General features: G+C 67.9%; 26 protein-coding genes. 18 read left to right on the forward strand and 8 right to left on the reverse strand.

What is annotated here, in order from left to right:
- Positions 1–40 precede the first annotated feature (40 nt).
- Positions 41–895: a 3-hydroxybutyryl-CoA dehydrogenase gene (locus AU185_RS18730; RefSeq protein WP_059099190.1), complete on the forward strand. Its 855-nt coding sequence runs from the start codon at positions 41–43 to the stop codon at positions 893–895.
- Between the two features lie 68 nt (positions 896–963).
- On the opposite strand, the gene AU185_RS18735 is transcribed toward AU185_RS18730, so the two are convergent.
- The 3 genes from AU185_RS18735 to AU185_RS18745 all read right to left on the reverse strand — a co-directional run bounded on the left by AU185_RS18735 (position 964) and on the right by AU185_RS18745 (position 3,468).
- Positions 964–1,803, reverse strand: coding sequence for a type IV toxin-antitoxin system AbiEi family antitoxin (locus AU185_RS18735; protein WP_059099189.1), 840 nt, complete (start codon positions 1,801–1,803; stop codon positions 964–966).
- A gap of 115 nt (positions 1,804–1,918) precedes the next feature.
- Positions 1,919–2,764: a polyphosphate kinase 2 family protein gene (locus AU185_RS18740; protein ID WP_059099188.1), complete on the reverse strand. Its 846-nt coding sequence runs from the start codon at positions 2,762–2,764 to the stop codon at positions 1,919–1,921.
- Positions 2,761–3,468: a TetR/AcrR family transcriptional regulator gene (locus AU185_RS18745; protein ID WP_059099187.1), complete on the reverse strand. Its 708-nt coding sequence runs from the start codon at positions 3,466–3,468 to the stop codon at positions 2,761–2,763. Before AU185_RS18745 ends, AU185_RS18740 begins: the two co-directional genes overlap by 4 nt.
- A gap of 103 nt (positions 3,469–3,571) precedes the next feature.
- On the opposite strand from AU185_RS18745, the gene AU185_RS18750 reads away from it, so the two are divergent.
- From AU185_RS18750 to AU185_RS18785, 8 genes are all read left to right on the forward strand, one after another.
- Positions 3,572–4,909 (forward strand): DUF445 domain-containing protein, encoded by a 1,338-nt coding sequence (locus AU185_RS18750; protein ID WP_082683960.1) that lies wholly within the window; start codon positions 3,572–3,574, stop codon positions 4,907–4,909.
- Positions 4,910–4,969: 60 nt separating this feature from the next.
- The gene (locus tag AU185_RS18755; protein ID WP_059099186.1) at positions 4,970–5,428 is read left to right on the forward strand and encodes a helix-turn-helix domain-containing protein; all 459 of its coding nucleotides are present in this window, start codon (positions 4,970–4,972) and stop codon (positions 5,426–5,428) included.
- Positions 5,429–5,490: 62 nt separating this feature from the next.
- The gene (locus AU185_RS25905) at positions 5,491–6,126 is read left to right on the forward strand and encodes a hypothetical protein (protein WP_059099185.1); all 636 of its coding nucleotides are present in this window, start codon (positions 5,491–5,493) and stop codon (positions 6,124–6,126) included.
- A 66-nt stretch (positions 6,127–6,192) separates the two neighbouring features.
- Complete coding sequence (locus tag AU185_RS18765) at positions 6,193–6,477, forward strand: DUF2516 family protein (RefSeq protein ID WP_059099184.1); 285 nt, start codon at positions 6,193–6,195, stop codon at positions 6,475–6,477.
- Complete coding sequence (locus AU185_RS18770) at positions 6,477–6,905, forward strand: DUF2599 domain-containing protein (RefSeq protein WP_082683961.1); 429 nt, start codon at positions 6,477–6,479, stop codon at positions 6,903–6,905. Before AU185_RS18765 ends, AU185_RS18770 begins: the two co-directional genes overlap by 1 nt.
- On the forward strand, positions 6,905–7,597 hold the full coding sequence (gene deoC, locus AU185_RS18775; RefSeq protein ID WP_059099183.1) for a deoxyribose-phosphate aldolase: 693 nt from the start codon (positions 6,905–6,907) through the stop codon (positions 7,595–7,597). The genes AU185_RS18770 and deoC overlap by 1 nt, the downstream gene beginning before the upstream one ends.
- A gap of 360 nt (positions 7,598–7,957) precedes the next feature.
- A complete protein-coding gene (locus AU185_RS18780; protein WP_059099182.1) occupies positions 7,958–9,586 on the forward strand; it encodes a S53 family peptidase in 1,629 nt (542 codons plus the stop codon).
- Positions 9,587–9,627: 41 nt separating this feature from the next.
- Positions 9,628–11,100, forward strand: a complete 1,473-nt coding sequence (locus AU185_RS18785) for a PrsW family intramembrane metalloprotease (RefSeq protein WP_156425581.1) — start codon at positions 9,628–9,630, stop codon at positions 11,098–11,100.
- A 3-nt stretch (positions 11,101–11,103) separates the two neighbouring features.
- Here AU185_RS18785 and AU185_RS18790 read toward each other — a convergent pair whose 3' ends face one another.
- From AU185_RS18790 to AU185_RS18805, 4 genes are read right to left on the reverse strand one after another with little or no spacing between them, the layout of a single operon-like run.
- Positions 11,104–12,063: an LmeA family phospholipid-binding protein gene (locus AU185_RS18790; RefSeq protein ID WP_059099181.1), complete on the reverse strand. Its 960-nt coding sequence runs from the start codon at positions 12,061–12,063 to the stop codon at positions 11,104–11,106.
- Positions 12,060–12,887, reverse strand: coding sequence for a carbon-nitrogen hydrolase family protein (locus AU185_RS18795; protein WP_059099180.1), 828 nt, complete (start codon positions 12,885–12,887; stop codon positions 12,060–12,062). Before AU185_RS18795 ends, AU185_RS18790 begins: the two co-directional genes overlap by 4 nt.
- A gap of 49 nt (positions 12,888–12,936) precedes the next feature.
- Entirely contained in the window at positions 12,937–13,719 is a 783-nt protein-coding gene (locus AU185_RS18800) for a class I SAM-dependent methyltransferase (protein ID WP_059099179.1), read from the reverse strand.
- Between the two features lie 55 nt (positions 13,720–13,774).
- Positions 13,775–14,281, reverse strand: a complete 507-nt coding sequence (locus tag AU185_RS18805) for a DUF2505 domain-containing protein (RefSeq protein WP_059099178.1) — start codon at positions 14,279–14,281, stop codon at positions 13,775–13,777.
- Positions 14,282–14,307: 26 nt separating this feature from the next.
- Between AU185_RS18805 and AU185_RS18810 the strand changes: the two genes are divergently transcribed.
- Both AU185_RS18810 and AU185_RS18815 read left to right on the forward strand, forming a co-directional pair.
- Positions 14,308–15,375 (forward strand): UDP-N-acetylmuramate dehydrogenase, encoded by a 1,068-nt coding sequence (locus tag AU185_RS18810; RefSeq protein WP_059099177.1) that lies wholly within the window; start codon positions 14,308–14,310, stop codon positions 15,373–15,375.
- A 15-nt stretch (positions 15,376–15,390) separates the two neighbouring features.
- The gene (locus AU185_RS18815) at positions 15,391–16,671 is read left to right on the forward strand and encodes a L,D-transpeptidase (RefSeq protein WP_059099176.1); all 1,281 of its coding nucleotides are present in this window, start codon (positions 15,391–15,393) and stop codon (positions 16,669–16,671) included.
- An 81-nt stretch (positions 16,672–16,752) separates the two neighbouring features.
- Here the strand turns inward: AU185_RS18815 and AU185_RS18820 are convergent, their stop codons facing one another.
- Positions 16,753–17,520, reverse strand: a complete 768-nt coding sequence (locus AU185_RS18820) for an SDR family oxidoreductase (RefSeq protein WP_059099175.1) — start codon at positions 17,518–17,520, stop codon at positions 16,753–16,755.
- Between the two features lie 181 nt (positions 17,521–17,701).
- Here AU185_RS18820 and AU185_RS18825 point away from each other — a divergent pair, with 181 nt between their 5' ends.
- The 7 genes from AU185_RS18825 to AU185_RS18855 all read left to right on the forward strand — a co-directional run bounded on the left by AU185_RS18825 (position 17,702) and on the right by AU185_RS18855 (position 24,790).
- Positions 17,702–18,991, forward strand: a complete 1,290-nt coding sequence (locus AU185_RS18825) for an ROK family protein (protein WP_059099174.1) — start codon at positions 17,702–17,704, stop codon at positions 18,989–18,991.
- A gap of 35 nt (positions 18,992–19,026) precedes the next feature.
- Complete coding sequence (gene mshA / locus AU185_RS18830) at positions 19,027–20,328, forward strand: D-inositol-3-phosphate glycosyltransferase (RefSeq protein WP_059099173.1); 1,302 nt, start codon at positions 19,027–19,029, stop codon at positions 20,326–20,328.
- Complete coding sequence (locus AU185_RS18835; RefSeq protein ID WP_059099172.1) at positions 20,325–20,837, forward strand: type III secretion system chaperone family protein; 513 nt, start codon at positions 20,325–20,327, stop codon at positions 20,835–20,837. Before mshA ends, AU185_RS18835 begins: the two co-directional genes overlap by 4 nt.
- A 108-nt stretch (positions 20,838–20,945) precedes the next feature.
- Entirely contained in the window at positions 20,946–21,695 is a 750-nt protein-coding gene (locus AU185_RS18840; RefSeq protein WP_059099171.1) for a phosphoglyceromutase, read from the forward strand.
- A gap of 141 nt (positions 21,696–21,836) precedes the next feature.
- Complete coding sequence (locus AU185_RS18845) at positions 21,837–23,021, forward strand: sensor histidine kinase (protein WP_059099170.1); 1,185 nt, start codon at positions 21,837–21,839, stop codon at positions 23,019–23,021.
- Positions 23,018–23,704, forward strand: coding sequence for a two-component sensory transduction protein RegX (regX, locus tag AU185_RS18850; RefSeq protein WP_059099169.1), 687 nt, complete (start codon positions 23,018–23,020; stop codon positions 23,702–23,704). The genes AU185_RS18845 and regX overlap by 4 nt, the downstream gene beginning before the upstream one ends.
- 129 nt (positions 23,705–23,833) lie before the next feature.
- Positions 23,834–24,790 (forward strand): SAM-dependent methyltransferase, encoded by a 957-nt coding sequence (locus tag AU185_RS18855; RefSeq protein ID WP_059099168.1) that lies wholly within the window; start codon positions 23,834–23,836, stop codon positions 24,788–24,790.
- The last annotated feature ends 1 nt before the right edge of the window (position 24,791 follow it).

Raw genomic sequence — 24,791 nt, forward strand, 5'->3', positions numbered from 1 at the left:
TCCTTATATTGGGCGGGGCCTGATGCTGTGAGGAGAAGTCGTGAGCATTGAACGAGTGGGCGTCGTCGGCGCCGGTCAGATGGGCGGCGGTATCGCCGAGGTGTGCGCGAAGGCGGGCGCTGATGTGGTCGTCTATGAGCCTTCCGAGGAGCTGGTGCAAGCCGGCCGCAAGCGCATCACCGGATCGCTGGAGCGGGCGGCTAGCAAGGGCAAGCTCTCCGAGAGCGATAGGGACGCGGCGCTGGCGCGGTTGAAGTTCAGCACATCGCTCGCCGACATGGCGGACCGTCAGCTCGTCATCGAGGCCGTCGTCGAGGACGAGGCGGTCAAGGGCAAGATCTTCGCAGAACTCGATGAGATCGTCACCGATCCGGACGCCGTGCTGGCGTCGAACACGTCGAGCATCCCGATCATGAAAATCGCTGCGGCGACGAAGAATCCGAGCCGTGTGCTGGGGCTGCACTTCTTCAACCCGGTACCGGTGCTGCCGCTGGTCGAACTGGTCAACACGCTGGCCACCTCGGATGGTGCGTTGGACCGAACGGCCGCGTTCGCGAGCGAGACGCTGGGCAAAAAGGTCGTGCGGTGTTCTGACCGTTCGGGTTTCGTGGTCAACGCGCTACTGGTGCCATATCTGCTGTCGGCGATCCGGATGGTCGAGGCGGGTGTCGCGACGGTCGAGGACGTCGACTCGGCGATCGTGGCGGGGCTGTCGCACCCGATGGGCCCCCTGCGGCTTTCCGACCTCATCGGGCTCGACACGATGAAATTGATCGCCGACTCGATGTACGACGAGTACAAGGATCCGCACTACGCGCCGCCGTCGCTGCTGCTGCGGATGGTCGAGGCGGGCCAACTCGGCAAGAAATCCGGTCGGGGCTTCTACTCCTATTAGCCGCCGAGTGTACGGCCCACGTACGTCTTCGGCGCTTTTCCGTACCTGGAGCGTGCACTCGGCGAGGGTTAGCCACAGCCGGCCCGCTCCCGTGCCCGTTTGACCCGTGCAACGATGCGGTCTTCCTCGTAACGCAATTGTCGTGAGCTCACCCGCACGATCGACCAGCGCTGGCTCGCCAGGAATTCGAGGCGTTCGATGTCGGCGGCGTAGTCCTCGGGGTTCGTAAAGTGCCGTTCCCCGTCGTACTCCACGCCGACCAGGCAATCCGGCCACCCCACGTCGATACGCCGGCGCCCCACCGGAATCTGGGTGACCGGCCGCGGCAGGCCCGCCCGAACGAGTAGCAGCCGAAGCCGCGTCTCCTGAGGTGATTCGGCGCCACCGTCGACGAGGTCCAGCGCGGCGCGCAGGCTGCGAATACCGCGCGCGCCGGGGTAACGCTCGGCGATGGCCTCCACTCCCGCGGGTTTGGCCCATGTCGCGTTCAGCAGTGCGTCGATGCGAATAATGGCGGTGTCCAGCGGGAGTCGACGGCCCAGGTCGAAGGCCGTGCGTTCAGGCGTGGTGCACGCGAAGCCGTCCAGGTACTCGATTTCGTCGTCCGCGAGCGCGTCGCTGCGGACGACGATGCCGTCGGTCGCGGGCCGGCGCGTGTGGGCGATCTCGACCGGCGCATCCTCAGGAATCCACTGGCTGCCGAGGATCGCGGCAGCCGAATGCGCGACGAGTATGGCCCGTCGACCCGACCAGAGCCATGCTGCGTAGGCCCGATCGCGTGGGGTCAGCGTCAGGCCCGTGGGCGCGTACACGTCGCGGTGCAGCCTCACGTATCGACGGGCAAGCCCGCGCCGCGTCACCGCACCCGACGCCAGCGCTTCTGAGCCGAGGAAGACGTCGCAGCGCACCTGTCAATCGTCGTGCCTCGCAGACCACCTCGAGCGCACCAAATTTTTGTCGCCGAGCGCACGGCCCACGTACATCTTTTGCGCTTTTCCGTACCTGGAGCGTGCGCTCGGCGGGCTAGGAGTCGAGCAGCCGCTTGCGTTCGGCCTTGATGTCGAAATCCGCCGCTGGATAAGACAAGTCGAGGCCTTCGAGGGCCTGAATCAGCAATTCGGTGACGGCGAGGCGGCTGTACCACCTGCGGTTGCACGGCACGACGTGCCAGGGTGCGTAATCCGTCGACGTACGATCGAGCACCGCTTGATAGGCCTCCTGGTACTGGGGCCACTTGCCGCGTTCGTCGACATCGCCGGGGTTGTACTTCCAGTATTTCGTCGGGTCGTCGAGGCGCTCGAGCAACTGCTTCTTCTGCTCGTCGAGCGAGATGAACATCGCGACCTTCACCAGAGTCGTTCCGCCGTCGACGAGTTCACGCTCGAACGCATTGATCTCGTCGTAGCGCGCACCCCACACTTCGGGCGGCACCAGATTGTGCACCCGCACGATGAGCACGTCCTCGTAGTGCGACCGGTCGAACACGCCGATGTGTCCGGGCGGCGGCAGCGCACGCCGGATGCGCCACAGGAAGTCATGCTCGAGTTCTTCCGGTGTCGGCTTGCCGAACGCGGTGTAGCGCACGCCCATCGGATTCACCGCCCCGACAACGTGTTTGACGATACCGCCCTTGCCCGCGGCGTCCATGCCCTGGAGCACCAGCAACACCGAGCGGGAGTCTTCGGCTGCCTTCCAGTTCGCGTAGAGCATCTCCTGCAGCTCGGCCAACCGTGCGCTGCGATCGGACTGCACCGCCGCCCCATCGCTTTTCGACCCGCTGAACCCCGGCGTGGCCTCGGGATCGATGTCGGCCACCTTGTCGCCTGCGCGAAACCTCAGCGCTTCGGCGATCTCGGAAGTGGAGGTCACTGATTGGCCCGCGGGGGCGGCAGCACCGGCGACGGGTGAGGCTGCTGGCGGAATCGCTGCAGCGATCCGCCCACTTCGACGATGCCGCACAACGCATTCCACGACAGCATGGTGAGGTAGTCGATCAGTTCATCAGAACTCATCCGCGGGTTCGACATCCACGAGTGCGTGGCCAGCTGCACACCGCCGACCGTGTGATAGGCCCACGGCTCGATGCCGCCGGTCTCCATGCCCGCCTCCACCATCCGACGCCGCAGCATGACCGCCAGCATGCGCGCGATGATGTTCTCGGATGTCGCGACCGCTTGGTTCTTGCTCGCCGAGTTGTTCGCCATCACGAACTGGTAAGGCTCCGGCTCGGCGGCCACCGTCTCGACGTAAACCCGGATGATCTCGCGGGTGAGCGCGAAACCGTCCAGGTTCGACGACAGCGCGGCGGCCATGTTCGGGATCAGCGTGGTCTGCGCGAACCGCATCATCACCGCGGTCGTGAGGTCGTTCTTGTCGACGAAATAGCGGTACAGCACCGTCTTCGAGACACCGATCTCGGCGGCGATCTCGTCCATGCTGACATTGCTGCCGCGGCGCCGGATAGCCTCCAGCGTGCCATCCACCAGCTCGTTGCGGCGTTCCACTTTGTGCTGGTGCCATCGCCGCTTGCGGCCGTCCGTCTTGACCGCGATCGCTTCGGTCTGCTGTGCCACTTTCCTCGTGATCCGTTCGTCGTCTCTCCGATAGTACGGCCGATCTTGACAGCGCGGGTTGTCGGTCCGGAGCCTCACCCACGTCGTAGCGGATGATGGAGGGGTGGCACACAGACCGAGCGCCGGCGGACGCGCCGTGGCGGCTCCGCCCGCACCGCGGGCCAGCTTCGCCGAGTCGTTAGCCGGGGCCGACGCAGCCGCAGACGCCGAGCGGCGCCGCGGGCTGCGACGGATGAAGGTCGTCGCGCTGAGCTTCCTCGTCGGGGCCACCGTCATCTTCCTGCTCTGCACGTGGGCGCAGTCGATGGGCGCGCCCGGCTGGGTGGGTTACGTGCGCGCCGCCGCCGAGGCCGGCATGGTGGGCGCGCTGGCGGACTGGTTCGCGGTGACCGCACTGTTCAAGCACCCGCTGGGCATCCCGATCCCGCACACCGCGATCATCAAGCGCAAGAAGGACCAGCTCGGCGAGGGCCTCGGCACGTTCGTCCGGGAGAACTTCCTGTCCCCGGAGGTGGTCTCGACGAAACTGCGCGACGCCGAGGTGGCGGGCCGGCTCGGAAAGTGGCTTTCCGATCGCGCGCACGCCGAGCGGGTCGCGGCAGAGACCGCCACCGTGCTGCGTGTCCTCGTGGAAATGCTGCGCGACGAGGATGTGCAGCACGTGCTCGACCGGATGATCGTCAAGCGTCTCGCCGAGCCGCAGTGGGGTCCGCCCGTCGGTCGCGTCCTGGCCACGCTGCTCGAGGAACGTCGTCAGGAAGCCCTGCTGCAGCTGCTCGCCGACCGCGCGTTCCAGTGGTCGCTGAATGCCGGGCCCGTCATCGAGCGGGTGATCGAACGCGATTCGCCGACCTGGTCGCCGCGCTGGGTCGACCACCTCGTCGGCGACCGCATCCACCGCGAGCTGATGGACTTCACCGACAAGGTGCGCCGCAATCCCGACCACGAACTGCGCCGCTCGGCCACCCGGTTCCTGTTCGAGTTCGCCGACGATCTGCAGCACGACGAGGCCACGATCCAGCGCGCCGAGAACGTCAAGGAACAGATCATGGGCCGCGACGAGGTCGCCAGGGCCGCCGAGACCGCGTGGACGGCGGCCAAGCGCATCATCCTCGAGTCGGTCGACGACCCGTCGTCAGCGCTGCGCATCCGGATCGCGGACTCGGTCATCCACATCGGGGAGTCGCTGCGCGACGACGCCGATCTGCGCGACAAGGTCGACAACTGGATCATCCGGGCGGCCCAGCACCTGGTCGCCGAGTACGGCGTCGAGATCACCGCGATCATCACCGAAACCATCGAGCGGTGGGACGCCGAGGAGGCCAGTCGGCGCATCGAACTTCATGTCGGCCGGGACTTGCAATTCATCCGGATCAACGGCACCGTGGTGGGCTCATTGGCGGGGCTGGTCATCTATTCGATAGCCCAACTACTATTCTGACCTGCGCTAACTAGTGCTTGCAAAAGTTAGCACCCCGTCGTACGGTAATGGTGTCGTTTTTTGGATACCCGTTGCACGAGGGGGCCACGTACGTCGCAGGATGACAAACTTGCCGTCGTTGTGTCCAACGCTGCGCAGACCGCCGCACAGGACATCGGCACGTTCATCCGCACGCAGCGTGAGGCCGCTCAGGTATCCGTACGACAGTTGGCCGAGAAGGCCGGCGTCAGCAATCCCTACCTCAGCCAGATCGAGCGGGGATTGCGCAAACCCTCCGCGGATGTGCTCAATCAGATCGCCAAGGCGCTGCGAGTGTCCGCGGAGGTGCTGTATGTGAGGGCCGGGATTCTCGAGCCCAGCGAGACGAGCGAGGTCCGCGACGCCATCGTCAACGACACCGCGATCACCGAGCGGCAGAAGCAGGTGCTGCTCGACATCTACACATCGTTTCGTCAGCAGAACGAGTCCGAAGTTGCCGCCATCGGCAACGAAACAGAAGAGGAGTCGGCGACTGACTAGAGACTTCTTCGACTGACCAACCGACAGACACCAACGACATACCTCGAAAGGAAACGAGCACCATGGCAAAGAACACCCCGGCCAAGAACCAGCCGACCGTTGAGGACCTGAAGGCCCCGCTGCTCGCGGCGGTCGGCGCGGCCGATCTGGCACTCGAGCGGGTCAACGAGATCGTCGCGACGCTCCGTGAGCGCGCCGACGACGCCCGCTCCGACTCCCGCACCCGCGTGGAGGAGACCCGTGCGCGGATCGACCGGCTGCAGGAGGACCTGCCGACGCAGTTCGGTGAGCTGCGCGAGCGGTTGAGCGCCGAGGAACTGCGCAAGTTCGCCGAGAGCTACGCCGACGCCGCGCAGAGCACGTACAACCGGCTCATCGAGCGTGGCGAGGCCGCCATCGAGCGGCTGCGCAGCCAGCCCGGTTTCAGCGAGGCCGCAGGCCGTGTCGAGGGCTACACCGACCAGGCCGTCGAGCTGACGCAGGAGGCGCTGGGCAACGTGGCCGCGCAGACCCGCGCCGTGGGTGAGCGCGCCGCCAAGCTGGTCGGCGTCGAGCTGCCGAAGAAGGCCGAGAAGGGCGCCGCGCCGGCGAAGAGCGCCGCCAAGAAGGCCCCGGCCAAGAAGGCTCCGGCGAAGAAAGCCCCGGCCAAGAAGGCTCCGGCCAAGAAGGCTGCGGCCAAGAAGGTCACCCAGAAGTAGCACTCGGCAGCGGGTCTGACGGCCCAAAGTCGACCAAGGGGACGTAACCCGCTTAGTCTTGAGAGCGTGCAGCTCCAAGGCTTGGTGGGTTACGTCCTCTTCATTTTGCAGATCGCCGTGCTCGTGACGACCGTGTACGCGTTCGTCCACGCGGCGATCCAGCGGCCGGACGCCTACACGGCCGCCGACAAACTGACCAAGCCGGTCTGGCTGGTGATCCTCGGGGTCGCCGGATTGCTGGCCTTGGTGCTCGGCTCCGTACTGGGCCCCGCCATCGCCGCCGTCGCGGCCGGTGTCTATCTGGTCGACGTGCGGCCCAAACTCCTGGAGATCCAGGGGAAGTCGCGGTAGTGCGCGGCGTCGTCGCGGTCAGCCTGCGGGCGGCCGCAGTGACCGCTGGCGTCCTCGTGCCTCTGCTCACCGCCGCAGTGGCGTCGGCCAACCCCGTGCCTCCCGCGCCGCCGTATGTCGACCATGTCGAATGGGCCAAGTGGGGCGATTTGTCCAGTCTGCGGGTGTATCCGACCCCGGCCGCCCGCCAGGCGTCCGGACCGGCCACGCCCGAGCAGGGCGAAGCGGCATGGGCCCAGGTGCTCGCGCTTTCGCCCGACGCGGACTTCCCCGGGATGAAGCCGCAGTTCATCTGCCACTGGGAATTCGCCGAGCGCTACAGTCCCGGCAAGACCAGTTGGAACCTCGAGCCATGGCGACCCGAGGTCCCCTACGAGGACATGGTGCGGGCCGGCTGCAACCCCGGCGGCACCGAAGAACCGTTCTAGTGGCCAAGAGCTACCGCCGGGACGAGGTCGCCGCGCTGGTCGACCACACGCTGCTCAAACCCGAGGCCACCGAGGCCGACATCCTCGCGCTCGCGGACGAGGCCGCGGCCCTCGGGACGTACGCGATCTGTGTGTCTCCGCCGATGACTGCGGTCGCCCGCAGGGCTGCGTCGTCGGCGCAGGTGATCTGCGCGGTGGTGGGCTTTCCATCCGGCAAGCATCGATCGGTGATCAAGGCCGAGGAGGCGCGGCTCGCCGTCGACGACGGAGCCGGCGAGATCGACATGGTGATCGACGTGGGCGCCGCGCTACACGGGGACTTCGAGGCGGTGCGCGCCGACGTCGGCGCGGTGCGGTCGGCGATCGGTGACCGCGCGCGGCTGAAGGTGATCGTCGAATCCGCCGCGCTGCTGCTGCTCGGGGATGCGCACACGTTGCTGACGACGTGCCGGGCCGCGGCGGACGCGGGGGCCGATTTCGTCAAGACCTCCACCGGCTTTCACCCCGCTGGCGGCGCATCGGTGCGGGCCGTCGAACTGATGGCCGGCGTTGGGCCGCAGGTCAAGGCCAGCGGTGGGATCCGGACGGCAGCCGACGCGATCGCGATGCTCGACGCGGGCGCCAGCCGGTTGGGCCTCTCCGGCACCAGGGCGGTCCTGGACGGCCTGCCGGGAACCGACCGCGAGCGCTGATTCACGTGCCGTTGACAAATTTGCTGTAGTCTGACGGTCGTCTTCGCGCGGATGTGTTGTCAGTACGCTTGCGCACGTGAAACCCCGGATAGGATCCGATCATGATCGCTCATAACGGTTTGCTTCGTCGAGTTCCGGCCGTTGCGTGTTTGGCCGCGGTGCTCGTGACGGGTGCGTTCACCGCCGGCTGCGCCCAGGAAGAGGAGCAGGCGCCGGAGACGACGACCACCACGACAATTACCACGCCAACGACCACGCCAACGACTCCGACGCCGACCACGGCGCCGCCCCCCGCGACGCCGACGGAGAAAGCTCCGCGCATCGACCCGGATCAGCCGAACCCCTTCTCGCCCACGGTCCATGCACCTCCGGCTCCCGGCCCGACGCCCGGTCGGCATCGCGGTCCCCACGGCCAGTAAGCGGCGCACCTCAGCGCTTCTTGCAGCCGCGCTGCTGATCGCCGCTTCAGCGGCCTGTTCGTCGCAGGCCCCGGCGCTGATCGCCGGTCCTTATGCGGCGCTGCTGGCCAACTCGACCGATCTGGGTCCCTCGCGCAGCGCTGACGCCCAGATCACCGTCACGCTGGACGCGGTAGGCCGACCCCATGCGCTGATCGACTGGAGCCAGGCCCGCAACCTGTCGGTGCGATGGCGGCCGAGCGACGAATGGGCGATCGTCGAGGGCGCCGCCGCGGACCTCGGGCGGGCGTTCGGAGTGCCGGTGCACGACTACCGCGCCCCGGCGGGAAAATTGTTCTACGCATCGCCGGCGCAACCTGCGGTGCCGCCGGCATTGCATGGCGTCGTGACGGCGGTCGGCCGAATCATGAGCTACACCCCGCACCACACCAAAGCGCCCGGCTTCCTTCCGTTGGATGTGCCCGCAGGTGGATTACCGCCGGCGGGGCTGCTGTCGGCGTACAACGCGACGCCGCTCGTCGACGCCGGGTTCAGCGGTGAGGGCGCGACGATCGTGTTCTTCACGTTCGACAGCGCCGCGCAGAACGACCTCGACCTGTTCGCCGACACCTTCGGTCTGCCCCGGTTCACCCCTGAGATCGTCGGAGGGAAGCCCACCGAGATGCGCGGTGAGGCCGCGATGGATTTGCAAGTGGCGCATGCCATTGCGCCCGACGCGCGGCTGGTCGTCGTCAACGCGCTACCGACGGTCGAGGGCGACGGCGCGTACGAGAAGCTCGGGAAACTGTTCGAGTCGGTGGACCGGGACTATCCCGGCGCGGTGTGGAGTCTGTCTATCGGATGGGGATGCGAAGCGTTCGTCAGCGCGGCCGATCTCGCGCCGGTGGCGGCGGCGTTGGCCGCTGCGCAGCGGCGCGGCACCTCGGCGTTCGACGCCAGCGGGGACACGGCGGGGCTGGAATGTAAAGGCGGCGAACGGTGGTCGGCCCCGCCAGGACCGGACGACGTCGGCGTCGACGCGGTCGCGTCCTTGCCGACGATGACGTCGGTCGGCGGCACCACGCTGTCGACGGGCACCCGCGGACAGTGGCTGGGCGAAGACGCCTGGGTGGATTCTCCGCTGACGCAAGGCAGTAGCGGCGGAGTGTCCAAGTTGTTCGACCGCCCGCAGTGGCAGAACCGGTTGTCGGTGGAGCGCGACACCGAGCGGCGGCGCCTGGTCCCCGACGTCTCGGCGGTCGCCGATCCGTTCACCGGCGTGCGGTTCATCTTCGGCCAGCGCGAGGTGATCGGCGGCGGCACTTCGCAAGCGGCACCGATCTGGGCGGCGCTGACCGTGCTGATGAACCAGTACCTGGTGGCCAACGGTGGACGCCCGCTGGGCAATCTCAATCCGTTGCTCTACCGGGCGGCCGAGGGTTCGAGCCGGCCCGGCTTCCGCGACGTACGTCGAGGCGGCAACGCCGTCGATCTGTCCCTGCCGGGCTATGACCTGGTGACCGGTCTGGGCACACCCGACACATTCAACCTCGCCCGCAACCTTCTCGACCTGCAGAGGACGTCGCGGTGACGAAGGCCTCGACACGGCGCCGCCGAGGGTGGCGAGATCCGTTGACCAGCGCGCTGTTTCCGCATCTGGCGCCGCCTTCGCGGGTGCCGTTCGCGGCGGCGCTTGCGGTGTTGTCGGCGGTGCTGGTCGGGTTCGCACTGTTGCGATGGCAGGCGCCGATGATCGCCGTCGCCGCGGTCGGCGTGGCGCTGGTGTTCGTGGTCTACCTGCGTGAGGCGGGTGTGCGCGACGATGTGTCCGCTCGTCTGCTGGCGTCGACCGCAGTGCTGGCGGCGGTGCTCGGGATCGGCTGGGCGTTGGCGACGGGAACGGTGGTCGCCCAATCTCAAGATGTCGCGCTCGCGGCGAGGGGGCCACATCTGGATCACGGGTTGGTGGGCGTCGGAATACCGCTGGGCAGCGCGGTTCTCATGTTGATTCCGCCGGTGATCGTGGGGTTCCGGCGTCCGGCGAGGCCGCTGGACGGCTACGCCGTCGGCGCGTTGAGCGCTGTCGTGTTCACGTCCGCGGCGACGCTGGTCCGGCTGTTTCCGCAGTTCGCGACCGGCGTGACGGCCGATGACCGGTCGGTTTATTCGCTGCTGTTGCAGGCCGGGATGCGAGGCGTCGCACTGCCGGTGACGGCCGCCGCCCTGGGCGGTCTGGTGGGAATCGCGCTGTGGACGGGTCGAGTGCGGGCGATCGTCGCGAGTGTGACTGTGACGCTTGCTCTTTACGCGGTCATGGGAGTGGTGGACTTCACGCCGGTGCCCGGCGGCCTGCAGCTGGCCGTATACGCCGCGGTGGCCGTGCTGGCATTGTCCGCGCTGCGCATCGGACAACAGGTTGCGATGGAGCCGGATCGGACGGGCCGCGACGGCCGGGCGAGGCGGACGCGGGTGCTGGGTTCACTCGCCGTCGGCGTCGCTGTCGCGATCGTCGCGGGTGTTGCCGCGGCAGTGTTGACCACTCCGGCGGTGGCCAAGGTCGTCTGCCCACCGGACTGCGGGCGGCCACCGATCGGCGAGCCCGTCGAATCGAACCCGCGGTTCTTCGCCGACGGCGAAGCGTTCTCGGTCCAGTATCCGGGCCCCGGTAGCGCATACGAGGTGACGTTCGACTCCGACGGTGTCGTCCTGGAGTTCACCGGCGGGGACACAGGCACCCTGGGGTTGTTCGGGTTGCCCGCGGGCAACCGGACGCCCAAACAGATCGCCGAGGATCTGATTGACAAGTATTACCCGGACGCCACAACGGATTACGAGATCCCGAACGCGATGGTCGGCTACCGGCTGGGCTACGGCGTCGTCGCCGACGACTATCCCCAGGACGCGAACAGCAGCTTCAGCCGGCTTCGGCTGATCGTGATGGTCGCGGTGCACGACGACTACGCGCTGGTGGCGTCCGCGATCGGCCCGTACCGGAAGTTCAGCCCTGACTTCGGCCCCGGCCATCCCTCCGGTGCGAATCTGCAGCTGGCGATGGATATGGGCAGATACGTCAACAGTTTCCGGTGGGGCGGGGTTACCGACTGACGGTCACAGCGCCGCGAAACAGGGGTCCTGTTCGCCCTTGGGGATGTCAGCGTTCTGCGTCGAGAACCGGCTCACCACACCGTCTTCGGTGACATCGACCGAATCGGCCTTGACTCCCAGCGGGTAATTCTTCGTCAGCTCGGAGGTGAACGCATCCAGCGCCGGCTGGACGGTTTCCCGCGGCAGCGTGAAGCCGAGCCCGGTCAGCTCGAGAACCTGCAACGAGATCCCGCCGTCGGCCACCGTGGGCTTGGTGACGATGTTGCCCAGCGCGCCCTCCAGTTCGATGGTGCCTTCGGACGGGTTGGTCGTGACGCCGGTGACGAATGAACCGATCAGGGGGATCGAGTCGGTGATGGTCTGGTGGATGCCCTCCGAAGACCAGGTGATGTCCGCGACCAGCGAGCCGATCGATCCACTCGAGGTGGCCGTGTCCTCGAGGCGGACGTCCTGGATCGCCAGCTCGACCTTCATGCCTTTGGCGTCGCGGATCTGGTTGCCGGCGGTCTCGATGTGGATGTTCGTGTAGTGACCGGACATGTGCTGGATCAGGAAGGGCGGCATGACGCCGAACGACGCGGTGGCATCATCCTCGACAACGCACGACGTGGCGTCGGCGACGACGTTGTTGGCGCGGTTGCGAGCGTAGAGCTCACCGGCCAGCAGGCCGGCCAGCGTCAGCCCGATCACGATGACGACGATCAGCACGATCGACAGCGGATCGCGGAACACGTCCTTGATCTTCGAACCGGACGACGGACGCTTCTGTGGGGCCGACGGCCCTTGAGGACCTTGTGGCGGCCCGGGTGGACCTTGTGGCGGCCCCGGCGGTGGACCCTGTGGCGGCCCGGGCGGAGCTTGTGGCGGCCCCGGCGGTGGACCCTGTGGCGGCCCAGGCGGACCTTGTGGCGGCCCCGGCGGTGGCGGCGGCGGTTGGTTCGGGCGAGCCCAGGGGTCGGTCACGACCGCGATTCTGCCTTATCGAGGCGGGTGAAGTCTGCGCGGTTGCGCATCACCGCGATCGTCTCGCGGACCTTGCGCCCGGCGTCCAGGTCGATGTCGGCCACCAATAACTGCGGGTCGGCGCCCGTCGCCGACACCACCTCACCGGTCGGGGACGCGATCAGGCTGCCCCCCACACCGGTCGGGCCCAGAGCCGCGATGTCGGCGTCCGGGCACGCCTGGTCGACCGCCGCGACGTAGCCGGTCGTGTCGATGGCGCGGGCCCGGGCCAGCAGCGACCATTGCTCGAGCTTGCCCGGCCCGCTGCCCCACGACGCATGGACGGTGATCAGCTGCGCGCCCCGTCGGGCCAACTCGACGTACAACTCGGGGAAGCGGACGTCGTAACACAGCGTCAGGCCGACGCGAACCCCGTCGACGTCGATCACGACCGGTTCGCGCCCGGGCGCGACGGTCTTGGACTCCTGGAAGCCGAACGCGTCGTAGAGGTGGATCTTCTCGTAGTGCGCATCGATGGGTCCGTCCGAGCCGGGCCCCGTCGCGATCAACGTGTTGAAGACCCGCCCGTCGCCGGACGGCACGAACATGCCCGCCACGACGACGATTCCCGCCCGCTCGGCGATCGCCCGCACCTGCGACGCCCATGGTCCGTCCAGCGGCTCGGCGATGGGAGCGAGTGGCACCCCGAACCGGCACATCGTTGCCTCCGGGAACAGCACCATCCGGGCGCCGGCGTCCGCGGCGCGCCGGGTGTACTCCTCGACCAGCGCAAGGTTCTCGGAAGGCTCGGTGCCGCTGAGGATCTGCGCTAGGGCAATCCGCATTGGCCCAGCCTACGGCTTCGATCGTTGATCACGCCTCACGGGCGGTTCGTCAGGTCGGTGCGACCGTCGACCAAGGCACGGTCAGCACCCCGTCACGCATCCGGCGACGGGCGGGGGCGACAGGAAAGCCGTTGTCGCGCAACGTCTCCAGCATCGCACGCCACCGCACCCGCGGGCCGAACACCCCGTGACCCGCCACGCTGGCCCACGCCCGGTCGGCGGCGGTCAGCAGCGCGTGCACGGGTTGACCGTCGACGTTGTGGTGGATCAGCACCTTGGGCAGCCGCTCGGCGAGGTCGGAGGGTCGCTCGATCGCGAACGGGTCGCATGCCAGGGTCAGGCTTATCGGCCCGTCGGCGTCGAGCAGCACCCAGCAGCAGCGCCTGCCGAGCTCGTCGCAGGTGCCGTCGACGATGAGCCCGCCGGGTGCCAGTTGCCGCTGCATCGTCGACCACGCCTGCGCGACGGTTTCGACCGGGTACTGGCGCAGCACGTTGAACGCCCGCACCAGGACCGGATGCATGCCCGCCAATTCGAAACCGCCGAGGCCGAATTCGACCGAGTCGGTTACCGCGGTGCGGGCCGTGCGCACCCGCTCGGGGTCAATCTCCAGTCCTATTACACGAATATCGTTGCGCACCAAGCGGAGCCGTGCCGCAAGCTCCAGGGTTGTGACCGGAAGCGCGCCATAACCGAGATCGATGACGAGCGGGTCCTCGGCGGAGAGCAAGGTCGCGCGGACCCGCGGCGCGTGGACGAGCCAGCGATCGCTCCGACGCAACCGGTTGTAGCCGGTGGTGCCCCGCGTCAGCTGACCGATGGGCCCGCACATGATCCGATTCTAGAAAGCGACGACGGCGACGCCGGGAACCGCGCCGTCTTGAGCGTCAGGCGTTCTCGGCGATCCACACGGTTGTGAAGCGCTGCTCGGCGATCAGCAGATCCACCAGTTGACCGCCGATGAAGTTCTCGATCTTGCCGCCGACGAGCGGCACCCGAACCTCGACCTCGACGGTGAACTCCAGCCGCGAACCGGGACCGGCCGGCGCCAGTACCGCGGTGCCGGTCAAACCGGCCGGTGCACCGGGAATCGACCCCTTGACCGTCGCGTCGGCCTTGCCGTCGCGGACCGGGCTCCAGGTCTCTTCGCGCACGAAGCTCAGGTCGCCGCGATGAAACTGGGTCACCACCCCGGGCAACCGGTCCACCCGCAGCGTTTGAGTGGTGACAACGTCGATACCGCCGTGCTCGTCGACGACCATGGAGTCCAGCGAGTAGTCGTCGGCGCCGGAATCGGTCAGCCGCGCCAGCCAGTAGCGTTCGTCGCTGAAAGCCCGGTGGACCTGTTCGACGCTGCCCCCGTACTCGGCGGCCATGTCGAATGAACGCGGCATAGCTGGTCAGGCTACCGTTACCGCCCGTGGTCAGTTCGCAACCCGGGGGCGCTTTGGTCGAGGAGGCGGTGCCGCTCGCACCGCTGACCACACTGCGCGTCGGACCCGTTGCGCGGCGGCTGATCACATGCGACACCACCCAGAAAGTGATCGACGTGGTCCGCAACCTCGGCCCGGATGACGACGCGCTGGTGCTGGCGGGCGGCTCGAACGTGGTGATCTGTGACCAGTTGACCGACCTGTCCGTCATCTACCTCGCGAACACCGAGATCACCGTCGACGGCAACCTGGTTCGCGTCGAGGCCGGCGCGGTGTGGGACGACGTCGTGGTGACCTCGCTGGCGCACGGGCTGGGCGGGCTGGAGTGCCTGTCCGGAATCCCGGGATCCGCCGGCGCGACACCGGTGCAGAACGTCGGCGCGTACGGCGCGGAGGTGGCCGACACCATCCGGCGGGTGCGGCTGCTGGACCGTCGCACCGGGAGAGATCGCTGGGTCACCCCGGACGCGCTGCGGTTCGGCTACCGCACCAGCGTCCTCAAACGCGCGCACGACGCGATCGTGCTCGAAGTGGAGTTCGCCCTGGACCCCGACGGGCGCAGCGCGCCGCTGCGCTACCGCGAACTGGCCGCCACGCTGGGTGTCGAGCAAGGATCGCGCGCCGATCCGCTCGCGGTGCGTGAGGCGGTGCTGGCACTGCGCTCGAGCAAGGGCATGGTCATCGACGCCGGCTCGGAAAACCCGGATCACGACACCTGGAGCGTCGGCTCGTTCTTCACCAACCCCGTCGTCACGCCCGCCGAGTTCGAGCGGATCCGCGCCCAGCAGGACGGGCCGGTGCCCAACTATCCGGCGCCCGACGGCGTCAAGCTCGCCGCGGGTTGGCTCGTCGAGCACGCCGGCTTCGGCAAGGGATATCCGGGCGCGGATGCTTCCGTGCGGCTGTCGACCAAGCACGCGCTGGCGCTCACCAATCGCGGCGGCGCCACCACCGCCGATGTGATCGCGCTGGCCAGGACGGTACGTGACGGTGTTCGAACGAGTTTCGGGATCGAACTCACAGCCGAGCCTGACCTGATCGGCTGTTCGCTGTAGGTACGCTGGGTCCACGTGAGTACCGGGGAACCCCTGCCGTCGTTCAACCGACGGCGCGCCCTGACCGCACTGGCGGTCGGTGTCGTCGCGCCCGGGGCCCTGGCCGCCTGCATGGCCAACGGCGACGAACCGTCCGCGCAGGACGCGCCCGCAGAACCCACGCTGAACTTCAAGCCGGCCAACGACGCCACCGACATCTCGCCGACCGAGCGCGCCGGCGTCGAGGTCAGCAACGGCTGGTTCCAGCGGATCACCCTGACCAACCCCGACGGCAAGGTCGTCGCCGGCGCGCTCAACCGCGACCGCACCGAGTTCACGATCACCGAACCGCTGGGCTACGGCGCCGAGTACACCTGGAAGGGCTCGGTCGTCGGCCGCGACGGCAAGGCGGTGCAGGTCGACGGTTCGTTCTCCACGATCAACCCCAGCACCCAGGTCAGCGGTCAGTTCCAGCTCGCCGACGGCCAGGTGGTCGGGGTGGCCGCCCCGATCATCATCCAGTTCGACGCCCCGATCAGCGACAAGGCGACGGTGGAGAAGGCGCTCAAGGTCACCACCGAGCCGCCCGTCGAGGGCAGCTGGGCGTGGCTGCCCGACGAGGTCGGCGGGTCCCGCGTGCACTGGCGCACCCGCGAGTACTACCCGGCCGGCACCAAGGTGCACGTCGACGCCAAGCTGTACGGCGTGCCGTTCGGCGACGACGCCTACGGCGCGCAGGACGCGACGCTGAGCTTCGAGATCGGCCGTCGCCAAGTCGTCAGGGCCGAGGCGTCGTCGCACCGCATCCAGGTCCTCGACGCCAACGGCGCGGTGATCATGGACTTCCCGTGCAGCTACGGCGAGGGTGACCTGGACCGCAACGTCACCCGCAGCGGGATCCACGTCGTCACGGAGAAGTACGAAGACTTCTGGATGACCAATCCCGCGGCCGGTTACGCCAACATCCACGAGCGGTGGGCGGTGCGGATCTCCAACAACGGCGAGTTCATCCACGCCAACCCCGCCAGCCTCGGTTCGCAGGGCAGCAGCAACGTCACCAACGGCTGCATCAACCTCTCGGAGTCCGACGCCGAGCAGTACTTCCACACCGCCGTTTACGGCGATCCCGTCGAGGTCACCGGGACCCGCATCGAGTTGTCGTACTCCGATGGCGACATCTGGGACTGGGTGGTGCCGTGGGACGAATGGAAGGCGATGTCGGCGCTGTCGGAGCAGAACGGACCGGACATTCCGAGCACCGCGCCCGCGACCCCCTCGGGCGCACCGCAACCGGTCAACGGCCGCCCCGGCCGCTAGTTCATTGACGCAATGTCGCGCTGAGAACGCCGCCGCGGCTATATATGCGCGGCGTCGCTGTCAGGCTGACATTGCGATCGGCTAGCGCCGGTTGAAGCGGGATCCGCTGGCGCCGCTGACCTGATCGCGCGGCCGCACGACGATCAGATCCAGGTCGACGTGCGACGGTCGGCCCGCGACGAACCCGATGATCTCGGCGACGTCTTCGGCCAGCAGCGGGGTGACGCCTTCGTAGACCTTGGCGGCGCGTTCCTCGTCGCCCTCGAACCGGTTCAGCGAGAAGTCGGTTTTCACCATGCCCGGCGCAACTTCGGTGAGCCGCACGGGTTTTCCGAGCAGCTCACTGCGCAACGTCCGGTGCAGCACGCCTTGGGCATGCTTGGCGGAGGTGTACCCGCCGCCATTGTCGTAGATCTCCACCGCGGCGATCGAGGTGACGGTGACGATCAACCCGTCGCCGGAGTCGATCAGCCTCGGCAACAGCGCGCGGGTCACCAGCAGTGTGCCGAGCACGTTTGCCTCCCACATCCAGCGCCAGTGCTCGATGTCGGCCTCGGCCACCGGATCCAGTCCTCGCGCGCCTCCGGCGTTGTTGACCAGCACCGAAACCTGCCCGGGTACCCGGTCCAGCGCCTCTGCCAGCGCCGACACCGCCTCGGTGGACGTGACGTCCGCCACGATCGCGGTGCCGCCGATCTCTTCGGCGAGGGCCTCGATGGGCTGCTGGCGACGGGCTACGCAGACGACGTGAAAACCTTGTGCGGCAAGGGTTCTCGCGGTGGCCGCGCCGATGCCTGCGCTGGCGCCGGTGACCACCGCGACTCGACTGTCGGTCCGGGGTGTCGTCATCTGCCCAACTTTAGTTGGCGTGCTAAGTTCACCGTGTGCTGTCCAGTCAGGCCTGTTCCCGGCGTGCGTGTTGTTGTCGCGCACTTCGCCGCGCCTGACTGACCCCGGACAACCGCTGTCCTGCTGAGTCGCCGGGTGTGGCCCGAGAACCCACCGGCCGACCTCTCCGAAGGACAAGCAGATGCGCACTTCCGTCACCACCACACTTCCCGCGAAGCCGTCGGTCCGCAGCGCCCAGCACGCCAAGCGCGCGCTGTTGGCCCGCCGGCATGTCGTCGCGCCGGCGCTGAAGGTGGCCGACGCCGCCGCCGCGTCGGTGTTCAGTGCGGCCCGCCTGCGCGGGCCCATCGCCCGTGACGTCATCGCCCAGGTCACCGGCCTGAGCATCGCGACCGTCAACCGCCAGGTCACCGCCCTGCTCGAGGCCGGTGTACTGCGCGAACGCGCCGACCTCGCGGTTTCCGGCGCGATCGGCAGGCCCCGCGTGCCCGTGGAGGTGAAGCACGAACCGTTCCTCACGCTGGGGATCCACATCGGCGCCCGCAGCACCAGCATCGTGGCCGCCGACCTCTTCGGTCGCACCCTCGACGTCGTCGAAACGCCTACTCCGCGGGCCCCGCAGGCCACCGCGCTGGCGTCGCTGGCCGACAGCGCCCGCCGTTACCTGGGCCACTGGCATCGCCGCCGCCCGCTCTGGGTGGGCGTGGCGGCCGGCGGCGTCGTCGACAGCACGACCGGTTACCTCGACCATCCGCGGCTCGGCTGGTCCGACGCGCCGGTCGGGCCGGTACTCGCCGAAACCCTCGGTCTGCCGGTGTCGGTCGCCTCGCATGTGGACGCGATGGCCGGGGCCGAACTGCTGCTCGGGGGGCGCAGGCAGGCCTCGGACACGTCGACGAGCCTGTACGTCTATGCCCGCGAAACCGTCGGCTACGCGCTGTCGATCGGCGGCCGGGTTCACTCGCCGGCCAGCGGCCCCGGCACCATCGCCGCTCTGCCTGTGCAGTCCGAATTGCTCGGTGGCACAGGGCAACTGGAGTCCACAGTCAGTGACGAAGCGGTGCTGATCGCGGCCCGCAAGGCGCGCATCATCGCCGCCGAGGGCCCCGGCTCGACGATGCAGGCGCTGTTCAAGATTGCCCGCCAGGGCAACCGGCCCGCGCAGGAGCTGCTGGCCGAACGGGCACGGGTGCTGGGCGAGGCCGTCGCGCTGCTGCGCGACATGCTCAACCCCGACGACCTGATCGTTGGCGGCCAGGCGTTCACCGAATATCCCGAGGGCATGAGCGTCGCGGCGGCCGCGTTCGCGCAGCGTTCGGTGATGCCTTCGCGCGAGATCCGGCTGACCGTCTTCGGCAACCGCGTTCAGGAGGCCGGTGCGGGTGTGGTGTCGCTCGGCGGCCTGTACGCCGACCCGATCGGGGCCATGCGCCGGGCGCAGCGCCGGGAGGCCGCCGAAGCCACTGCGTGACTGGGCGCCTGCGGGCGCGGTGTAGACATGACTGTGTGCGCCTAGCAACGGAACTGCCCCGACGCGTAGCCGTGCTGTCGGTGCACACGTCGCCGCTGGCCCAGCCCGGCACGGGCGATGCCGGCGGCATGAACGTCTACGTGCTGCAGAGTGCGCTGCAGATGGCTCGCCGCGGAGTCGAGGTCGAGATCTTCACCCGCGCGACCTCGTCGTCTGATCCGCCGACAGTGCGGGTGGCGCCCGGGGTGCTGGTGCGCAACGTGGTGGCCGGGCCGTTCGAGGGGCTGGACAAGTACGACCTGCCCACGCAGTTGTGCGCCTTCACTGCGGGGGTACTGCGCGCCGAGGCGACGCACGAACCCGGCTACTACGACATCGTGCACTCGCACTACTGGTTGTCCGGTCAGGTGGGCTGGCTGGCCCGCGACCGCTGGGCCGTCCCACTGGTGCACACCGCGCACACCCTGGCCGCGGTCAAGAATGCCGCGCTGGCCGACGGCGACTCGCCCGAGCCGCCGCTGCGCGCGGTCGGTGAGCAGCAGGTCGTCGACGAAGCCGACCGGTTGATAGTCAACACCGAACATGAAGCGCAGCAACTGATCTCGATGCATCATGCAGATCCGGCGCGGATCGACGTCGTGCACCCGGGCGTCGACCTGGAGGTGTTCACGCCGGGGGATCGGAAAGCGGCGCGCGCCGCGCTGGGGCTGGCCGCCGACGAACGGATCGTCGCATTCGTGGGCCGCATCCAGCCGCTGAAGGCGCCCGACGTGGCATTGCGCGCGGTCGCCAAGCTGCCCGGGGTGCGCGTGCTGGTGGCGGGCGGTCCGTCGGGCAACGGGTTGCAGGCCCCGGACGGGTTGGTTCGGCTGGCCGACGATCTGGGTATCTCGGACCGGGTGACGTTCCTGCCGCCGCAGTCGCGCGAACAGCTGGTCAACGTGTACCGGGCCGCAGATCTGGTGGCGGTGCCCAGCTATTCGGAGTCCTTCGGCCTGGTCGCGGTGGAAGCGCAAGCGTGCGGCACACCGGTGGTGGCCGCGGCGGTCGGCGGATTGCCGGTCGCGGTGCGCGACGGCGTCACCGGGATCCTGGTCGACGGGCACGACGACGGGGACTGGGCGCACGCCATCGGCGATCTGCTGCAGCGCGCCGACGGCATGAGACCCGCCGCGATCGCCCACGCCGCCACGTTCTCGTGGTCCCGCACCGTCGATGCGCTGCTGGCCAGCTACGGGCGTGCGATCGGCGATTACCGGGCACGCCACCGGTCACGCGACGGCGGCGCCCGCCGCACCGGCCGGCGGTTCTCGCGGCGACGAGGGGTGCGGGCATGAGCACCGACGCGGCGAAGGTCATCGAGGAAGCGTGCAAGGAGAACGGCCTGGTCTGCACGCACCACGAGGGCGCGCACGGCGGATTGCCCGGCATCATCGTCGAACTACCCGGCGAGCGACGGCTGAAGACCAACACGATCCTGTCCATCGGCGAACACTCGGTGCGGATCGAGGCGTTCGTCTGCCGCAAACCCGATGAGAACCACGAGGGCGTGTACCGGTTCCTCCTCAAGCGCAACCGCCGGCTCTACGGCGTGGCCTACACGCTCGACAACGTCGGCGACATCTATCTCGTCGGCCGGATGTCGTTGGAATCCGTCACCTCCGAGGAGGTCGACCGCGTGCTCGGCCAGGTGCTCGAAGCCGTCGACAACGACTTCAACACGTTGCTGGAGTTGGGTTTTCGCTCGTCGATCCAGAAGGAGTGGGAGTGGCGGGTGTCGCGCGGCGAGTCGTTGAAGAACTTGCAGGCGTTCGCCCACCTGATCGAAGACGACGACGAGGACTGACGCCTCGCCGAAACCTACGTTTTGGCGGCTTTTCTCGCGAGATTCCCGCCATTTCGTCGATCTCGGTACGGGCAGAAGTCGATCCGTCTGCCATGAGAAGATTTCGGCATGGGTGACTGCACGTTGATCCTGCTTCGCCACGGCGAGAGCGACTGGAACGAGAAGAATCTGTTCACCGGCTGGGTCGACGTCGACCTCACCGAGAAGGGTCGCGCCGAAGCAGTGCGGGCCGGCGAGCTGATCAAGGAGCTCGACCGCCAACCCGACGTGCTCTACACCTCGTTGCTGCGCCGCGCGATCACCACCGCCAACCTGGCGTTGGACAAGGCCGACCGGCACTGGATCCCCGTGCACCGCGACTGGCGGCTCAACGAGCGGCACTACGGCGCGTTGCAAGGGCTGAACAAGGCCGAGACCAAGGACAAGTACGGCGAAGAGCAGTTCATGGCGTGGCGGCGCAGCTATGACACCCCGCCGCCGCCGATCGACCCCGGCAGCACCTACAGCCAGGACGGCGACCCGCGCTACGCCGACGTGCCCGGTGGCCCGCCGCGCACCGAGTGCCTCAAGGACGTGGTCGAGCGGTTCGTGCCGTACTACACCGAGACGATCGAACCGGACCTGCGGGCGGGCAAGACCGTGCTGATCGCGGCGCATGGCAATTCGCTGCGTGCGCTGGTCAAGTACCTCGACGGCATGTCCGACGAGGATGTCGTCGGGCTCAACATCCCGACCGGCATCCCGCTGCGCTACGACCTGGACTCCGATCTCAAGCCGACCGTCATCGGCGGCACCTACCTGGATCCCGAAGCCGCGGCCGCGGGCGCCGCCGCCGTCGCGTCCCAGGGCGCGAAATAGCCGCGCAATAGGGCGGCTACGGCGAACATCGGGTTAACAGGGGGAGGCCGGGGCCCGAATTTCCTTCTTTCCTTGTGTGACTTGTCCCGATTCGGCCGCACGCTGCTGGGATGACGTTCACCGGATGCGTACGATTTCCGCGTGAGTGTCGTTTCGGCACTGCTGCTCGCAGCGGTGGTCGCACTGCTCGCTCTGGTGACCGGTGTGGCCCTCGGAGCGGGGCTGGCGCCCCGTCTGAGGGAACGTCGCCAGCGTCGGGCCAGCGCGCAGGCCGGCATCACCGTCTCGCAGATGCTCTCCCACGTCGCTTCGCGGTCACCCACGGGAATCGTGGTGGTCGACCACTTCCGTGATGTCGTCTACGCCAACGACCGGGCCCGTGAGCTGGGCTTGGTCCGGGACCGGCTGCTCGACGAGCGGGCCTGGCGGGCCGCCGAGCGCACGCTGACCACCGGCGAGCCCACCGAAGTGGACCTCGCGGGAAACAAGCGGGCCAACCCCGGCCGGTCCGGGCTCTCGGTGCGTGGCCACGTTCGACTGCTGACCGAGCAGGATCGCCGGTTCGCGGTCGTCTACGTCGACGACCAGTCCGAGCACGCCCGGATGGAAGCCACCCGCCGCGACTTCGTGGCCAACGTCAGCCACGAGCTCAAGACCCCGGTCGGCGCGATGGGCGTGCTGGCCGAGGCGCTGCTCGCGTCGGCCGACGACCCCGCCACCGTGCGCCGGTTCGCCGAGAAGATGGTGGCCGAGTCCAACCGGCTGGCCAACATGGTCGGCGAGTTGATCGAGCTGTCGCGCCTGCAGGGCGCCGAGGCCCTGCCGGCCCTGGACGCCGTCGACGTCGACACCGTGGTCGCCGAGGCGCTGTCCCGCCACAAGGTGCCGGCCGACAACGCCGACATCAGGATCACCACCGACGCGCCGACCGGTTTCCGCGCGCTGGGTGACCAGTCGTTGCTGGTCACCGCGATCGCGAACCTGGTGTCCAACGCGATCGCCTACTCGCCGCACGGGTCGTCGGTCTCGATCAGCCGCAGGCGGCGCGGAGACACCATCGAGATCGCGGTCACCGACCGCGGTATCGGCATCGCCCGCGAGGACCAGGAGCGGGTGTTCGAGCGATTCTTCCGCGTCGACAAGGCGCGTTCCCGGGCCACCGGCGGCACCGGGTTGGGGTTGGCGATCGTCAAGCACGTCGCGGCCAACCACAACGGAAGCATCCGGCTGTGGAGTCAGCCGGGTACGGGATCGACGTTCACGCTGTCGATTCCGGCCTACCCCGATCATGAATCGGACGAACGAGAGGACCAGCGAGACCAATGACCAGTGTGCTGATCGTGGAGGACGAGGAGTCCTTGGCCGATCCCCTGGCCTTTCTGCTTCGCAAGGAGGGGTTCGAGGCCACCGTCGTCACCGACGGGCCGACCGCCCTCGCCGAGTTCGAACGCGCCGGCGCCGACATCGTGCTGCTCGACTTGATGCTGCCCGGTATGAGCGGGACGGACGTGTGCAAGCAATTACGTTCGCGCTCAAGCGTTCCGGTGATCATGGTGACCGCTCGCGACAGCGAGATCGACAAGGTGGTCGGCCTGGAACTCGGCGCCGACGACTATGTCACCAAGCCGTACTCGGCGCGGGAGCTGATCGCCCGAATCCGTGCGGTGCTGCGGCGCGGCGCCGACAACGACGACATCGGCCTCAGCGACAGCGTGCTGGAGGCCGGACCCGTCCGGATGGATGTCGAGCGCCACGTGGTGTCGGTGAATGGGGAGCCGATCACGTTGCCGCTCAAGGAGTTCGATCTGCTCGAGTATCTGATGCGCAACAGCGGCCGGGTGCTGACCCGCGGCCAGCTCATCGACCGGGTGTGGGGCGCCGACTACGTCGGTGACACGAAAACCCTTGACGTGCATGTCAAGAGGTTGCGGTCGAAGATCGAGGCGGATCCCGCGAACCCGGTGCACCTGGTCACCGTCCGCGGCCTCGGTTACAAGCTCGAGGGCTAGCCGCCCTCGGATTTCGGTGTAGTTGGCGGCGGTGAGCGCGACCAACTACACCGGATCTCGCGTGCGCAAAAGTGGATCACGACGAAGGGTATCCAGTACCTCAGGTATCTAGTACTATCTGTATGGGTAATGCATGTTGGCCCGCTCTCAGATGGGAAACAGCACGTGACGACGATTCCGCGCAACACCCGGGATGAATCCCTCGGCGCTCGGCTAGGGCGATGGGCCGACGAATGGCGACAGATGGCGGCCGTTTCTTTGTCGTCGTCGGGCGGTCCGAAGGCCGGTCAGATCTACGACATCGTCGGTACTCAGAATCTGTACGGCGAGGAATCGCTGTTCATCAACTTCGGCCATTGGAAGAACGGTCCGGCGACCCTGGACGAAGCGAGTCGCGATTTGGCTCGGTTGCTCGCGCGCACCGCCGACTTCAACTCATCTGACACGATCGTGGACTGCGGCTGCGGTTACGGCGATCAAGACATGTTGTGGATCAACGAGTTCGGCCCCGAGTACATCACCGGAGTAAACGTCGCTGCCGAGCAGGTCGCAATCGCGACACGGCGGGTGGCCGAGGCCGGGTTGGCCGACAGGATCAGCTTCGTCAACGCGTCCGCGACCGATCTGCCGTTCGAAGACGAATCGTGCACCAAGGTGGTGGCGCTGGAATCCGCCTTCCACTTCCCGTCGCGAGTGGATTTCTTCGCCGAGGCGCTGCGGGTGCTGCAACCCGGCGGACTTCTGGTGACGGCCGACATCGTGCCCACGCGCACACCACTGACCGCGCTGGCCCGCCGCGAGGTTGCGCGTCGCGGCTGGCGGCGTGCGTCCCGATGGGCTGTCGCCGCGGCGGCCGACCTTGCCGGGTATCGCGATCTCCTGCAGTGCATGGGCTTTGTGGATGTTCAGACACGACCCATCACCGATGACGTCTATGCCCCGCTGGGCAGATTCCTGACGAAGAGATTGCGCGACGCCGACATGCGGCATGTGAACCCTGTCGTTCGTTATTCGTTCACTCCCTTGGGTTTTCGGTTTGCCACACTCTTCTCGGATTACATTGTGGCCGTGGCGGCCAAGGCATAGG

It is taken from the genome of Mycobacterium sp. GA-0227b, from assembly GCF_001499855.1.
Taxonomy (GTDB): domain Bacteria; phylum Actinomycetota; class Actinomycetes; order Mycobacteriales; family Mycobacteriaceae; genus Mycobacterium.